Origin of the sequence: Streptosporangium sp. NPDC049644 (assembly GCF_040675205.1) — a bacterium.
GTDB classification, from domain to species: Bacteria; Actinomycetota; Actinomycetes; order Streptosporangiales; family Streptosporangiaceae; genus Streptosporangium; species Streptosporangium fukuiense.
The window spans coordinates 1-14,507 of the sequence record NZ_JBFAOJ010000146.1; the positions used below are offsets into that span (position 1 = coordinate 1).

The window sequence follows — 14,507 nt, forward strand, 5'->3', positions numbered from 1 at the left end:
GCCATGGCACCGCTGGAGCGTGCCCTGGCCGCCAGCGAGGCCGCCGTGCTCGCGCGGGTGGAGGCACTGGAACGCTACGCGGGCCACGTGTCCGAGGCCGAGCACGCCCTGCTCTCCCAGGGACAGATCGAGGCCCTGCGAGCTCACCTGCCCGAGTACGAGCAGCTCGTCGCCGAGACGGGCGCGGCCAGGTTCTCCGCACCGGAGATCGGGCATCTCAGCGATGACGCCGACATGCTCCGGCGGGCGCTCCGCGAGAGCGTACGCTCGGCACACGAGGCGTTCCGCTATCTCGACCGATGATGTGAGAATCCGACCGGATGGAGGGGCGAGCCTGTGCGGCGAGTGGTGGTCGATCCCGAGGTTCCCGCCCGGACCGCCGATCTCTTTCGCCAGCACGCGTCGCTGTTGGCGCGCATCCGCGCCGGTTGGAGTCCCGAGCCTGCCGAGCCCGCCTCGCGGCTGCCCGTCCGTTTCCTGTGGTCCGGAGGGGCGGTCTCGGCGCTCCTGCTGGCCTGCCTGCTCCTCCTCGCGGACAGCGGACAGCTGTTCTTCTTCGTGCTCGCCCTGCTCGCCCTCGTGGTCCTCGTCGGTTTCCTCACCACCCGCGAGCCGCTGGAGCCGGAGTCGACCGAACACGAACTGTACCGCGAGGCCCGCTGGTACGAGGGCCGCTACCTGCTGCCCGCCGAGGACTTCGACCACAACGCCGGCCGGCTGCTCGAACGGGCCCAGCGGGCGATCGACTTCATCCTGCGCTCCCGGGTCAACGCCATGGGCATGCTCGACGACGTGCGCAACGCGGTGATGCTCCCCTCGCAGGAGTGGGAGATCGCCCAGCTGCTGACCAAGCTCTCCGCACTGCGCGACGAGCACCACGAGTTCGGGTACGGCGGCAGCACGCCGGAGGTGGCCGCGGCCATGGCACCGCTGGAGCGTGCCCTGGCCGCCAGCGAGGCCGCCGTGCTCGCGCGGGTGGAGGCACTGGAACGCTACGCGGGCCACGTGTCCGACGCCGAGCGGGCGCTACGCGCCCACGAGCAGATCGAGATACTCCGCTCACGGCTTCCCCGCTATGAGGAACTCCTGGCGGAGTCGGGCGCGGACGCCTTCGCCGTACCGGAGATAGGGAAGCTGACCGAGGACGCCGGCCACCTGGAACAGGCGCTGCGCGACAGCGTCCGTTCGGCACACGAGGCCTTCCGCCACCTCGACAGGCCCGCCGACGAGGCCGCCGACGGGGCCGCCGACGGGGCCGCCGGCCCCTCGTCCCCTCCGAGCGGGCCCGCCCGTTCCCCGAACTCCGGGGGCTCCGGGCAGGAACCTCCGGCCCCCTGAGGGTGGGGTTCCCCTTGTCATGCATCACAAAGAAGGCGAGGATAGCTCGCGTTCTTTGGAGGTAGCATGCGGATCCGCCTGGACACAACCCTCGGCGTGGTCGTGCTGGTCGACGTGTTGCGGGTCTTCCTGCCCTCGCTGATCACACTCTTCGGCCGGGCGGGAAGCACTCCCGCGGAGATGATGGGCCTGTACGCCCTCTCCTGGTTCGTCCTGGCCTTCCTGACCGTCCCGCTGGCCAGGCTCGTCCAGCCGCGGCTGATCGCCCTCGGTGCCGGATGCCTGCTGCTCCTGGCTCGGCTGGCACTCCAGCTGACCGGGGGCGGGGACCCGCAGCTGTACGTGGCCAGCCTCGGCCTGCTGGCCGGCCTGGTCTGGCTGGTGGCGACCGCGATGGGCGGCCGGGACGCCCGGCCCGTGATGGCCGGGGTGATCGCCGGCCTGGCGGCCTCCACGGTGATCCACGCGGCGCTGGACGGCATCGACCTGATGTGGCGGCCTGGAGCGATCCCATGGGCGCTGCTGGCTGTGGAACTCGGGCTCTTCGGCCTGTTCCTGATCCGGACGGCCCCCTCGGACGAGGAGTACTCCGGTGCCCCCCGCGCCTGGCTGGCCATCGGCCCCGCCCTGCTGCTCTGGGGGCTCTACACGGGCAACACCGCGCACGCCCAGGCGGCGACCGTCTCCGCCCAGCAGGCCGCCGCCGTGATCGTGGCGGCGTTCGCGGTGGTGTCGGCGGCGCCCGCCGCGCTGCCGGTGCTGCGCCGCCCGCTCCCGCCCGCCGTCGCCCTGGTCGCCTCGGCGGTGGCGTTCACCCTGGGCAGGGCCACCGTGGGCGGGGTCCACGGTGTGGCGCCCGGCTGGACGATCGCCGCGCAGATCATCGGCCAGCTCGCGCTCGGCGCATGTCTGGCGCACGCCGCGGCGGCCTTCGGCCCGGACAGGGCGGCGCGGCGCGGCCTGGCCGCGGCGGCAGGCATGCTGCTGTTCGTCGTGTTCGTCTTCGGTTACTACGCCGCCTACGACCTCTACCTTTCCAACCAGTGGGTGCCGATCGGCGCGGCGTTCGTCGTCGCGGTCCTGGGTCTGGTGGGCAGCAGGGGTCTGCCGCGCCGCTCCTACGACCGGCGGTTCGCGGCGGCCGCCGTGGCCGCGGTCGTGCTGGTGGCGGCCGTTCCCCTCTGGCAGGGGGAGCGGCCCCGCTGGGAGGCACCGCGTGACGGGCTGCGGATCGCGGCCTACAACATCAGGATGGGGTACGGCGAGTCCGGCAGGCTCTCCCTGGAGCAGCAGGCCGACGCGCTCAGGGAGTTGCGGCCGCACGTGGTGGTGCTGAGCGAGGCCGACCGGGGCTGGCTGCTCAACGGCGGCCACGACGGGGTGCGGCTGATCGCCGAGCGGCTGGGCATGCACTACATCTGGGCCCCGGCGACCGACGAGGTGTGGGGCGACGCCCTGCTCACCACGCTGCCGATCACCTCGATAAGGAACCACGTGCTGGTCCAGGGCGGACCGACCGGCGCGCAAGCGCTGGAGGTCGGGCTGCGCTGGCAGGGTGGGGACATCACCGTGATCGGCACCCACCTGCAGCCTCCGCCGGGCTGGCGCGAGCTCGGCCAGGTCGAGCAGCTCGGCGGGATCGTCAGGGAGGCCTCCAGGAGCGGCGCCCCGGTGATCGTGGCCGGCGACCTCAACCTTCAGCCCGGGGAGCGGGCCTGGGAGGTGCTGACCGGCGCGGGCCTGACCGACCCCCTCGCCCCGGCCAGGCCGTTCAACACCGTTCCGTCCCGGGGCGTCGTCGAGCAGATCGACCATGTGCTCGTCACCCCGGGTCTCATCGGAAAGGACCAGGCCAACCCCGATGTCCCACACTCCGACCACCGCCCGATCGCGGTCACCCTGGTCGCCGGGCCTTGATCGGGTTCCGCTGGGTAGTGTCGGGTGCATGACAGGACGACCTGTACTGATCTTCGACGGCGACTGCGGTTTCTGCACGACGAGCGTCAGGTTCGCCGAGCGCCGCATCGGGGTTCGCGCCCTGGTCGTCCCCTGGCAGTTCGCCGATCTTCCGGCGCTGGGCGTGACACGCGAGCGGGCCGAGCGCGAGGTGCTCTGGGTCCAGGACGGCGGGGTGTACGGCGGGGCGCAGGCGGTGGCCAGGCTGCTGATCGCCGCCGGTCTCCCGTGGAGCCCGCTGGGGTTCGCGCTGCGGGTCCCGCCGTTGCGCTGGGCGGCTCAGGGCCTCTACCGCCTGATCGCCGGCAACCGGCACCGCCTGCCCGGCGGCACCCCTGCCTGCGCCCTTCCTCAGGACCGCCGATGAAGGGCGTACTGCTCACCGGGTTCGAGCCGCTCGACGGCGGCGGCAACCCGTCGTGGGAGGCGATCGCCCTGGTACCCGGGGTGCGGACCGCGCTGCTCCCCTGCCGGTTCGGCGAGATGCTCGAGCGACTGCGCGCGGCGGTGGTCGAGCACGACCCGGCGGTGGTCGTGTGCGTCGGGCAGGCCGGGGGGCGGCCGGACGTGACCGTGGAGCGAGTGGCCGTCAATCTCGACGACGCGTGCGTCCCCGACAGCGCCGGGTGGCAGCCGATCGACGAGCCGGTGGTACGCGGCGGCCCTGCCGCCTACTTCGCCACGCTGCCGGTGAAGGCGTGCGTGGCGGCGGCGCGGGCGGTCGGGGTGCCCGCGAGCGTCTCGCAGAGCGCCGGCACGTTCCTGTGCAACCACCTCTTCTACGGCCTGATGCACCTGATCGCCACCGAGCGGCCGGGGGTCCGCGGAGGTTTCGTGCACCTGCCGTACAGCCCCGATCAGGTCCTCGGCGAGGCCAGGCCCTCCATGCCCGTCCCGGTGTCCGCCCAGGCGCTCACCGCGATCGTGACCACCGCCGTCTCCGTCTCGCTCGGCGGTGATCTCCGCCTGGTCGGTGGCTCCCTGCACTGACCGGGCGCTCCGCGCCGGGGCCGCCCGCTCCCGCGTCCCCGTTCCCGGGAAAGGCGGCCCGCCGGTCAGAGCGGCACGCCGTACACCACCCGGCGGCCCACGAACTCGGTCACGCTCCACAGCGTCTTCTTGTCGCGGACGCAGGTGAGGTCCTCGGGCCCCACCGGGTAGGGCCGTCTGCGCACCGTGTCGCCGACCACGAGCAGGGTGCCGTTCCCCGTGGCGCCCGCGGTCTGGCTGAGGTACCAGGTGCCGTTGTAGGAGAGCGCGCCCTGGACCTTGCTCACGGGGAGCGCGTGGGCGTCCACCGCCTGGACGACGCCGCCGGCGGGGGCGTTCAGCGTCCCCTGCGCGGTCAGCGACCAGCGGGCCACCCGTCCGACCGTGCCCGCCGTGTCGACGTACTCGCCACAGATCAGGGTGTGCGGGGTGGTGCTGCGGTCGACGGCGGTGTAGGAGAAGCGCACCGAACCACTGGTGGTGGCCCAGGCGTCGGTCTGCGGCATCACGTACCGGTAGCCGAACGCCTCGTAACTGCCGCTCTTCCTACCGATCGTGGCCGCGCCGTCCCCGTTGACCTCGAAGATCTGCCGGGTGTCGAACACCCGCAGGCCCCGCGTGGTGTCGACGACGTACAGCAGGCCGCCGTACCAGGCGACGCCGCCGGCGTGGATGTTGATCGGCGTGATGTTCCCGTCGGCGGCGACCCGCACCAGCAGGACGTGCCGGTACCGGAGTGTCGCGGTGTTCAGGAAGCTCAGGCGCACGCCCCGCTCGGCCCCCGACGTCGGCGAGTGGTACCAGCTCACCACGAACGTGCTCCCGGCGATCCCGGCGTCGGAGGCGGAGGTCAGGCCCTGGGGGTACCACTCCCTGGCGACGTTGTCGTCCGCGTCGAAGCAGTACCAGTCGACGGGTTTGGGGGTCATCTTGGCGAACGCCCCGGCACCGGTCGCCCCCTTCCTGGCCGCGACCCGATTGGCCTTGGCCAGCACGGTGTCGAGGGAGACCCGCTGGAGTTCCTTCTCCAGGACCTTGATCCCGGCCGCGAGGCCGCCGGCGTCCCGTTTCAACCCGAACGGCTCCGCCGGTGCGGCCTTCATCTGACTCATGTGGGGGTCTCCTCGTCCGGTCTCGCCAGGATCGGCGGATCAAGATACGGAGTTCATGAGTATGCCTCTACTCAAATCCCTTTTGTAGCTAGAAGGGCCAGGTGTGGACGGGCTCCCCGGTCTGTGACAGTTCCCGGTACCGGCTCACCAGGCGCGCCCGCGCTGCCTGGTCGCCCCCCATTCCCGCCAGCGCCTTCCGCTGCCAGATCGCACCGGTACGGCGGTGCGTGACGCGTTCCCGCACGATGTCCAGCGCCCACCGGATCTCGCCCGGCTCCACGCCCATCCTGCCGAGACCGGCCTCGGCGACCGGCAGCAGGTCCAGGGCGAGCCGCCAGGCCGGGACCTCCTCGCGCAGGCCGGGCCAGCTCAGCGGCGCGTCCAGGCCGTGGATCGCGCCTCGGTAGAAGTTGCGGTAGGCCCCGGCGAAGGGGAACTCCTCCACCGGATGGAGGGCCAGGGCCGCGGTCAGCCCGAGCAGGAACGCGCTGTTGGCCGCCATGTCCGCCGCGCTCGGCCCGGCGGGCAGGGCGCGCATCTCCACCCGAAGGTGGCCGCCGTCGACCGGGTCGTAGACCGGCCGGTTCCACTGCCACACGGTGCCCTGGTGAAGCCGGAGCTCGGCCAGTTTCGGGACGCCGCCCGCGGGCACCTCCTCCGGCACCGAGTTCATCGGCAGCACCGGTTCGTAGTCCCGGACGCATGTCTCGAACAGTTCCTGGGCGCTCCGCGCCCAGCCGGAGCCGAACCCCACCCGCCGGTCCCTGCGGTCGAGCCGCTCGACGTCCCGGTCGTCGGCGGCCTCCTCGAACAGCGCGATCCTCGTCTCCTCCCAGAGCTGCCTGCCCAGGAAGGCGGGTGAGTTGCCACTGACCGCGAGGACCGGGCCGATGGCCAGCTGGGCGGCGTTGTAGACGCGGGCGAAGTCGGCGGGAGGCGTGCGGAGATGGACCTGCCAGGAGGTGTTGGCGCTTTCCAGGATCACCCCCTCGACCTCCAGCTCCAGCAGCTCGACCCCCTCGATGCGCACCCGGAAGGGCTCCGTGCGTAGCCGCCGCATGCCCCTGGCCAGCGCCCGGTAGCGTCCCTCACCGCTCAACGCCTCGTGGGTGAAGTCGAACTCGCTCAGTGAGGGCAGGATCCCGATCATCACGACCTGCCCGCCCTGCGTCTCGGCCGCCGTGTCCACCACGGCCATGATCTCCCGCATCTCGCGCATCATGGCGGTGAACGGCCGCCCGGCGATCGGCAGCGGGGTCAGGTTGGCCTCCAGGTTGAACCTGCCCAGCTCCAGCGTGAGCCGGTCGTCGGCGGCGACCGCTCGCACCTCCTGGTTGCGGGGCAGCGGGCGGCCCTCAGGCGTTATGAGAAACATCTCCAGCTCAGCCCCGATCGTCACGGGACCGTCCCCGAAACCGGGCCGCGCGAGTACCTCTCGGAGAGCGCCGAGCTGCTCCGCCAATCTCTCCCCGAAGCGGAGGAACTCCGCCTCGGTGTAACGGTCCTTGTCGACTTTCTGCCCCATCACACCGTCCGATCAGTTGGTCCTCGTGCTCCCTCCTCTCTCCCAGCTTGCGCCTTCTAATCAGGGCTTTCGTCACAGCCCTCCGCGGACGAGGGCACGCGGCACGTCCGGGGCCCGTCGCCGCGTCTCCCCTGGCTTCCCACGATGCCTCGCGGGCACCGGGAAGGGAACGGTGTCCGGGGCCGGATTGAGTAGTGTTCAGGTTCGAGTGGGGCCGGAAGGGAGTGTGGGCGGGTGCGAGCGGTGGTCTTCGACGCCTTTGGAGCCGAGCTTGAGGTTCGGGAGGTGCCCTCCCCCGAACCTCCGCCCGGTGGAGCGGTGATCCGGGTGGAGGCCACCGGGCTCTGCCGGAGCGACTGGCACGGGTGGCAGGGCCACGACCCGGACATCCGGGTCCTGCCCCACGTGCCGGGGCACGAGCTCGCCGGGGTGGTCGAGTCGGTGGGCACGGGCGTCGCCTCGTGGCGGCCCGGCGACCGGGTGACCGTCCCGTTCGTCTGCGCCTGCGGTTCCTGCGCGGCGTGCGCGGCCGGTGAGCAGCAGGTCTGCGAGCGCCAGACCCAGCCCGGGTTCACCCACTGGGGTTCCTTCGCCGAGTATGTGGCGATCGATCACGCGGACGTGAACCTGGTGCGGCTCCCCGAGGAGATGAGCTTCAGCACCGCCGCGAGCCTGGGCTGCCGCTTCGCCACCGCCTACCGGGCCGTGAACGCCGTGGGCCGGGTACGGCCCGGCGAGTGGGTGGTCGTGCACGGCTGCGGCGGTGTGGGCCTGTCCGCCATCATGATCGCGGCCGCGGCCGGGGCCAGGGTGATCGCCGTGGACGTCTCCGCGGGCGCCCTGGAGATGGCCGGGGCGTTCGGCGCCACCGCCTGCGTCAGTGCCGCCCCGGCCGAGGCCGACGTCCCCGCGCGGGTCGTGGAGCTCACCTCGGGGGGCGCCCACGTCTCCATCGACGCGCTCGGCAGCCCGGGGACGTGCGCGGCGTCGATCGAGGGCCTGCGCCGCCGGGGACGCCACGTCCAGGTCGGTCTGCTGCCGGGGCTCACCGCGGTTCCGATGGGCCGGGTGATCGGCTACGAGCTCGAACTCCTCGGTAGCCACGGCATGGCGGCGCGCGCCTATCCGGCGATGCTGGCGGCCGTCGCCGACGGAACCCTCCGCCCGGACGCACTGGTCACCCGTTCCATCGGCCTCCAGGAGGCGGGAGACGCGCTCGCCTCGATCGGATCCGTCCCCGGCGTCACAATGATCATTCCGTCCCTGCGCTGACGGCGGGCCACAGGCCAAAAGAGAACGCGTTTCAGTTTTTTGTTGACCAAGACCTGGACACATGTCTAGTTTGAGGGTCCCGGTTCGGCGAAGGACGCGACGTGACAGTGCTGCCCGACTACTCAGGCCCCTTCGATCCCGGCTTCCGGCTGGAACGCCTCTCTCGTGGGGCGCTCGCCGTCCTCGGCAGAGAATGGCTGCTCCACGGCCACCTGCAGGACCGCGTCGGCGTCCCGATGGTCCTGGAGCTCGGCGGCAGGCAGGAGGCCGAGCGGGTCGCCATCGAGGAGTGGGCGGCCGCCAGCCCGATCTACTCGGTCAGGATGCAGGAGGCCCTGGGTTTCCGGGGTGACACCGTCTCGGCCATCCTGAAGAATCTCCAGCTCGACATCGGGGCGCCGCCGCAGTTCATGGACTTCCGGCTGCGGCTGATCGACGAGCGGCACGGTGAGTTCGAACTGGCCCACTGCGGCGCGCTGCTCGACGTCGAGCCGATGGGCGAGGACTGGGTCCGCGGCATGTGCCACACCATCGAGGACCCCACCTTCGACGCGACGGGGTCGGCCACCAACCCCCGCGCGAGGTTCCTGCCCGTGCACCGCCCGCCCCGCGTGCCACCTGGCCGGACTCCGCACTGCCGCTGGCGCGTCGAGATCTCCGACGCCGCCGAGCCCCTCGCGCCGCACCCCAACCAGGCCTCGGTGGCGGAGTCGCTGCTCGCCCGGCTGCCGATCACCTCGGGCAGGATCTCCGCCGAGCCCGGCGGGCTGGACGGCTACGGCGGCCCCTTCGACACCGACTTCCAGCTGGAGGACCTTTCGCACGCGGCGCTGCAGACCGTGCTGGAGGAGGTGGCGATTCAGAGCCACCTGCTCTTCCGCGGCTACCTGCTCAGCATGAGCGACCACTACGGCGAGCCGGCCGCCCGTGGCGCGGGGTCCCGGGTGCTCGTCGGACTGGCCGGCCTCACCTCGGGCAGAGTCCGCGCGGCCATGAACGTCCCCGGCGACGACGCCGCCGCCATCGGCAGGGTGCTGCAACTGCATCCGACCTTCCAGCCGGGCTCCTACGTCGGCCTGGAGGTCGAGGTCACCGGGCCGCTCCGGGTGAGGTTCGGCTTCACCGACTCACCGATCTTCCGGGAGACCGATCCGTTCACCTGGCTGGCCGAGCTCGGCGGCGACGGCGACCGCGCCCTGGACGCGGTGGTCCAGGCGGTCAACCCGCGTGCCCGATGCGTCCCGGTCCCGCCCCGCGAGGGAGAGCGCCACGCCTACGAGGCCGTGATCGACCCCGGCGCCGAGCCCGCGCGTGAGGAGCCCGAGGTGCGTCTGGCCCGCTTCAGCGGCGGCGCCGGCTTCGCCTTCCACCGGTTGAGAGCACGGTAGGGGATCGGCGACGGACCGGAAGGAGCACCGGCCGGTGGCCCGTCCCGCCCGTCGCCGGCCGGCTGGAACCGGGTTCTCCGGCAAAAGCGGCACCCCCATCAACGACCGGCCTGTCCTTTCACGCGATGAGTCCCGATAAAGAATCCTCCTCTTCGAAGAACAGGGCACAGCGCGACGACCAGCCAGAACGGGGCGGCCGCAGAGCTTTGAACGCTCATATAAATGATCAAAACGGTGATAGCGTCGTTGACCATGCGTCCAGAAGATCTCGCCCTGCTCAACGTGCCCGGCAGCGTCACCCGCCACGGCGATCTCCTTCTCGTCGACGTGGCCCGGCCCGATCTGGAGACCGACGCCTACTCCGGGAGCCTGTGGCGGGTGCCGCAGGACGGCCCGCCCGTCCGGTTCACCTTCGGCGACCGCGACAGCGCGCCGCGCATCTCCCCCGACGGCGCCTGGGTCGCCTTCCTGCGCGCCGGCGACGGCAGCCCGCAACTGCACGTGATGCCCACCGGCGGAGGTGAGGGCCGGCCGGTCACCGACCTGCCGCTGGGCGCGGGCGTCCCGGTCTGGGCACCGGACTCGCGCCGGATCGCGTTCGTCGCCCGGGTCGCCGAACCGGGCCGGTACGGCACCGAGAAGGGCGTGAGCGCCGAGGCCGAGGCACCGCGCCGGATCACCGGGCTCCACTACCGGACCGAGGGAATCGGCTTCACCTTCGACCGGCGGCAGAGCCTGTTCGTGGTCAACGCCCTCGCGGACATCCCGGTGCCGGTACGGCTGACCGAGGGGCCCTACGACGTCGACTCCCCCTGCTGGACACCGGACGGCGAGCATGTGCTGGTCTCGGCCCCTCGCGACCTCGACGGTGAGAGCCTGCACACGGACGTGTACGCCGTCCCGGCCGGCGGCGGCGCCCCGGTCCTCGCGGTGCGCAGCGACGGCTCCGCCGAGCATCCCGTCGCCCTGCCCGGCGGGGAGGTGCTCTACCTCGGCACGGAGTTCTCCGGACTCGACGCGGTGGCCCACAACGTGGGCCTCTACCGCGCGCCACTGCGGATCACCGGCGAGACGGTGGCTGAGACGGTGGCTGAGACGGTGGCCGGGACCCGGCTGACCGAGGAGGAGTCGGTGGACTGCGAGCCACTGCCTCCCGTACCGCTGCGGGACGGCGTCCTGGTCGCGGTGCGGGTACGCGGCGCGGTCGAGCTGCGGCTGGTCCCCTCCGGCGCCCTCGACGCGCCGCTGGAGAAGCTCGTCCCGATCCTGGGCGAGCGGGCGAGCGTCAAGTTCTTCACCTCCTGCGGCGAGCAGGTGGTCGCGGTGGTGTCCACCCCCGCGAGCCCCGGCGAGGTGGTCACCCCTGACGGGCCGCTGACCGACTTCTCCGGCACCCTCCCCGGGATCAGCCCGCTGCTGGAGATCACCGCCGTCTCCGCCGACGGCTACCCGGTCCACGGCTGGCTGGCCCTGCCCGAGGGCGAAGGCCCGCATCCCGTCCTGCTGAACGTGCACGGCGGCCCGTTCCACCAGCACGGGTGGGCCTTCCTGGACGAGACCCAGGTCTACACGGGCGCCGGATACGCGGTGGTCCTGCCGAACCCGCGCGGCTCCTCCGGATACGGACAGGCGCACGGCCGGTCGGTGATCGGCGCGCTGGGCACCGTGGACGCCGACGACGTGCTGGCCCTGCTCGACGCCGCGCTGGAGCGACCCGAGTGCGACGCCGGGCGGGTGGGCGTGATGGGCGGCTCCTACGGCGGTTTCATGACGAGCTGGCTGGCCACCCGGCACGGGGACCGGTTCAGGGCCGCCTGGAGCGAGCGCGCGGTCAACGCCTGGGACTCCTTCACCGGCTCCTCCGACGTCGGCTGGTTCTTCGCCGAGGCGTACTGCGGTCCCGACATCGAGGCGCAGCGCGCGATGAGCCCGCTCTACCACGCCGATCGGATCACGTTGCCGTTCGCCGTGGTCCACTCCGAGGAGGACATCCGCTGCCCGGTCGAGCAGGCACAGCGGATGTTCGTCGCGCTGCGCCGCAACGGCACCCCCGCGGAGTTCCTGCTCTTCCCCGGCGAGGGACACGAGCTCAGCCGCGGCGGGCGCCCGAAACACCGCCTGCAGCGCTTCGAGGCGGTACTGGAATGGTGGTCTCGCCACCTGTCCTGACCGGACGCGCTCCCCCGCGATGAGACGCCGGGGGTCTCCGCCGTTGCCGTTTCCGCTGCCCGGTACGGCAACAAAGCAGGCGCGGTGCGCGTCCAACGGACCATGAAACGATCCATCGGCGCCGGACTGCTCGCCGCCGCCTCGGCACTGGCCGTGCTGGCGGCCACGACCGCGTGCGCCCCGCCCGTCACCCGCGACCGGGGCGCCGCCCCGGCTTCCGGCGGCGCTCCCGCGAGTCTCTCTCCCGCCCCCGCGCGTCCCGCCGTCGCCGTCCAGGCCGCAGGCCTGCGGGTGGCGGACAGCGGCACCGCCGCCGGACGCTGCCGCACCGAGGCGCTCGCTGCGCGCGTCGGCAGGGTGGACGCCGGAGCGGGACAGCGGTACGCGCCGCTGGTGTTCACCAACACCTCCGCCAGGGCCTGCTGGGTGTACGGCTTCGTCGGCCTGATCATGATCGACGGCAGCGGCGACGCGATGCGCACCAGGACGCGCAGGGAGAGCCTCCAGCCCCGGCGGATCACCCTGCGCCCCGGAGCGAGCGCGCACGCCAGGCTGCACTGGAGCGAGGTGCCCGGCGGGAGCCGCTCCTGCCCGGCCTCCGCACGGCTGATGATCATCCCGCCGGACGAGGTCGCGCACCTGGAGATTCCGTTCAAGGCGACCGTCTGCGACGACGGCCGCCTGGACGTGACCCCGATGGCCTCCGGGGCGCGCCTGTAGCTCCTCGGACCGGGTCCGGGAAACGGAACCGGGACCTGTTTCCCGGCCCCTGTCTCGCTCCGGCCGCCGTGCCCTCGGCCGGAGCGGACCGGCGGCGTGTCGAGACGGTCGCCGGTACGTCTAGGGGCATCTCCGGTAGACCTGGGTTTTGATGTCCACCCCGATCTCACACTCCACGCCGAAGTAGTGGTCGCGCGCCTCCAGGAAGCTCTCCTCGATGCCGCGCTGCGACCTCACGAAGGAGAGCAGGCTCCACGCCTCCTCCCTGCCGAGCCGGATCTCATCGGGACCGAACCCCGGCTCGGCGTCCACCACGTAGCCGAGCGTGGTGGAGAAACTCCGGACGGGCTGGAAACCGAACTCCGCGGCGCGCTCCGGGAGGTCGTTGAGGATCGTACGGTCGGCCGCGTAGTCACGGTCGTAGGTCTCCAGCATGCGGCGGACCACGTCCGGGCCGCGGAAGGCCGCGTCGTCGACGTCGACCACGTACAGCAGCCCGCCGGGCCGCAGCACCCGGCGCATTTCGAGCAGGGCCAGATCCGGACTGCGCAGGTGGACGAAGAGGAAGCTCGCCGTGACCACGTCGTGCGACGCGTCCGCCTCACCGGTGGCGTACGCGGTGCCCTGGTGGAAGGTGAGGCCGGGGAAGTTCGAGCGGGCCCTGGCGAGCAGCTGGGGTGCGGGTTCGACGCCGCACACGCGATAGCCGGCGAACGGGCTCCCCTCGGTGACCGCCGCCAGATAGTCCCCGGGTCCGCTGCCGACGTCGAGCAGCGACGCGGGCGCGGGCGGGAAGGGCGTCGAGGCCAGGCGCGGCCGCTGCTCGGCGAGTACCAGCCGGCCCTGTGCGCTCAGCCGCGGCGCCTCCTCCTGCAGGGACAGCAGGTCCAGGTAGAAGTTCTCCGCGCCGAGGCGCTCCGCCGCCAGCAGGTCACCCCGGCCCTCGTCGGCGAGGAAGCGGACCAGCGAGGGGATCGCCAGCCGTTCGTCATCGGACCGCGACTCCCAGGTCAGCTCCCGATGCCTGAGGTAGAACCTCTCCAGGGCCTCTCCGCCCTCCACGGTCATCACGGTGACCGCGTCGTCGCCCGAGCCGACCTCACCGCGCACCACGAAGTCCCGCTTCGCGTACCGATCGAGGAGGTGGTCATACTGGCTCGGCCGGACGATGAGGAAGAACCGGGAGGGGCAGAGCGACTCGCAGAGCTGCCGCACCATCGAGTTGGCGATCCGCGTGCTGATCAGGCGGCCCCGATGGGTCTGCAGCGCCACCCGCTTGCCGATCTCGACGGTCGGCCCGTCCAGGTCGGGCAACTCCAGGGCGGCCAGCCCCGGCGCTCCGGGACCGTAGACGTACGCGGAGATGGCGGCCACGATCTTCCCCCCGGACAGGGCGCACAGGTGAAGACCCTCCGGATCGCTGTCGTGGTGCACCCTCTCCTCGCTCCACCCCAGCTCGGACATGAACACCCGCCGCCGGAGATCAAGGATCTCCTCGGCGGCCTTTTCCCACTTCAGCCAGCGGACCTCGATGTCACTTCCGTTGTGCATGCTCAAAGACCTCTCAGTGGATGTGTCCGAACCGCTCACGCGAACTGCTCACCCGAGATGGCGGTGTCCGGCGGCGGGCCGACCCGGGTCGCGGGAATCCCCGGATCGTGACTGCCGGTGAGGACGTCGCCACATTGCAAAAAACTAGGAGGACAGGGGGAGGTAGGGGCGGACGGTTCACCGCCGAACATGGTCAGGACCACGCCGGGGGGCGGTTCACGTCTGCCGGGCAGGCCGTTGGCCGCAATCTAGGACAGCGGACTTGCGACTTTCTTGGTGTCCAGCCAGACGGCACGACACGCCCCGTCGGCGACAACGCGCGGACCGGCGCTCTGCAGCCGCTGCCGAAGATGGAGGATTCTGCCGGCCGGGAAACATCGACAGGCCGTCTCCGTATCATCTCGGCACCGACAGGTGACCGTACGCCGCCGTGGAGACGCTTCCGTCTCCACGGCGGCTTCCGTTCGCCCCCCCAACGACGTGTAA

The 14,507-nt window shown here is 71.9% G+C and carries 11 protein-coding genes and 1 pseudogene; 9 read left to right on the forward strand and 3 right to left on the reverse strand.

Annotated elements, in window-relative coordinates:
* The 5 genes and pseudogenes from AB0J58_RS41655 to pcp all read left to right on the forward strand — a co-directional run.
* A pseudogene (locus AB0J58_RS41655) lies at positions 1-303 on the forward strand (hypothetical protein); the annotation flags it as partial.
* A gap of 33 nt (positions 304-336) precedes the next feature.
* Positions 337-1,338, forward strand: a complete 1,002-nt coding sequence (locus AB0J58_RS41660) for a hypothetical protein (RefSeq protein WP_364226654.1) — start codon at positions 337-339, stop codon at positions 1,336-1,338.
* A gap of 66 nt (positions 1,339-1,404) precedes the next feature.
* Positions 1,405-3,255 (forward strand): endonuclease/exonuclease/phosphatase family protein, encoded by a 1,851-nt coding sequence (locus tag AB0J58_RS41665; RefSeq protein WP_364226657.1) that lies wholly within the window; start codon positions 1,405-1,407, stop codon positions 3,253-3,255.
* A gap of 28 nt (positions 3,256-3,283) precedes the next feature.
* Complete coding sequence (locus AB0J58_RS41670) at positions 3,284-3,661, forward strand: DUF393 domain-containing protein (protein WP_364226660.1); 378 nt, start codon at positions 3,284-3,286, stop codon at positions 3,659-3,661.
* Positions 3,658-4,284 (forward strand): pyroglutamyl-peptidase I, encoded by a 627-nt coding sequence (gene pcp / locus AB0J58_RS41675; RefSeq protein WP_364226662.1) that lies wholly within the window; start codon positions 3,658-3,660, stop codon positions 4,282-4,284. Before AB0J58_RS41670 ends, pcp begins: the two co-directional genes overlap by 4 nt.
* Positions 4,285-4,349: 65 nt before the next feature.
* Here pcp and AB0J58_RS41680 read toward each other — a convergent pair whose 3' ends face one another.
* Both AB0J58_RS41680 and AB0J58_RS41685 read right to left on the reverse strand, forming a co-directional pair.
* Complete coding sequence (locus AB0J58_RS41680; protein ID WP_364226664.1) at positions 4,350-5,396, reverse strand: hypothetical protein; 1,047 nt, start codon at positions 5,394-5,396, stop codon at positions 4,350-4,352.
* Positions 5,397-5,484: 88 nt separating this feature from the next.
* Entirely contained in the window at positions 5,485-6,921 is a 1,437-nt protein-coding gene (locus AB0J58_RS41685) for a glutamate--cysteine ligase (RefSeq protein ID WP_364226667.1), read from the reverse strand.
* Between the two features lie 234 nt (positions 6,922-7,155).
* Between AB0J58_RS41685 and AB0J58_RS41690 the strand changes: the two genes are divergently transcribed.
* The 4 genes from AB0J58_RS41690 to AB0J58_RS41705 all read left to right on the forward strand — a co-directional run bounded on the left by AB0J58_RS41690 (position 7,156) and on the right by AB0J58_RS41705 (position 12,470).
* Positions 7,156-8,193: an alcohol dehydrogenase catalytic domain-containing protein gene (locus tag AB0J58_RS41690; protein WP_364226670.1), complete on the forward strand. Its 1,038-nt coding sequence runs from the start codon at positions 7,156-7,158 to the stop codon at positions 8,191-8,193.
* A gap of 101 nt (positions 8,194-8,294) precedes the next feature.
* Entirely contained in the window at positions 8,295-9,581 is a 1,287-nt protein-coding gene (locus AB0J58_RS41695) for a hypothetical protein (RefSeq protein ID WP_364226672.1), read from the forward strand.
* 252 nt (positions 9,582-9,833) lie between these two features.
* On the forward strand, positions 9,834-11,750 hold the full coding sequence (locus tag AB0J58_RS41700) for a S9 family peptidase (RefSeq protein WP_364226674.1): 1,917 nt from the start codon (positions 9,834-9,836) through the stop codon (positions 11,748-11,750).
* A 102-nt stretch (positions 11,751-11,852) separates the two neighbouring features.
* Positions 11,853-12,470, forward strand: coding sequence for a DUF4232 domain-containing protein (locus tag AB0J58_RS41705; RefSeq protein WP_364226677.1), 618 nt, complete (start codon positions 11,853-11,855; stop codon positions 12,468-12,470).
* 120 nt (positions 12,471-12,590) lie between these two features.
* Here the strand turns inward: AB0J58_RS41705 and AB0J58_RS41710 are convergent, their stop codons facing one another.
* Positions 12,591-14,021: a class I SAM-dependent methyltransferase gene (locus AB0J58_RS41710; protein WP_364226679.1), complete on the reverse strand. Its 1,431-nt coding sequence runs from the start codon at positions 14,019-14,021 to the stop codon at positions 12,591-12,593.
* Between the last annotated feature and the right edge of the window lie 486 nt (positions 14,022-14,507).

Excerpts from the sequence above, each read along its gene's own strand:
- pcp (WP_364226662.1), top strand. The coding sequence starts at position 3,658 with ATGAAGGGCGTACTGCTCACCGGGTTCGAGCCGCTCGACGGCGGCGGC.
- AB0J58_RS41665 (WP_364226657.1), top strand. The coding sequence starts at position 1,405 with ATGCGGATCCGCCTGGACACAACCCTCGGCGTGGTCGTGCTGGTCGAC.
- AB0J58_RS41685 (WP_364226667.1), bottom strand. The coding sequence starts at position 6,921 with ATGGGGCAGAAAGTCGACAAGGACCGTTACACCGAGGCGGAGTTCCTC.
- AB0J58_RS41705 (WP_364226677.1), top strand. The coding sequence starts at position 11,853 with ATGAAACGATCCATCGGCGCCGGACTGCTCGCCGCCGCCTCGGCACTG.
- AB0J58_RS41700 (WP_364226674.1), top strand. The coding sequence starts at position 9,834 with ATGCGTCCAGAAGATCTCGCCCTGCTCAACGTGCCCGGCAGCGTCACC.
- AB0J58_RS41670 (WP_364226660.1), top strand. The coding sequence starts at position 3,284 with ATGACAGGACGACCTGTACTGATCTTCGACGGCGACTGCGGTTTCTGC.
- AB0J58_RS41710 (WP_364226679.1), bottom strand. The coding sequence starts at position 14,021 with ATGCACAACGGAAGTGACATCGAGGTCCGCTGGCTGAAGTGGGAAAAG.
- AB0J58_RS41680 (WP_364226664.1), bottom strand. The coding sequence starts at position 5,396 with ATGAGTCAGATGAAGGCCGCACCGGCGGAGCCGTTCGGGTTGAAACGG.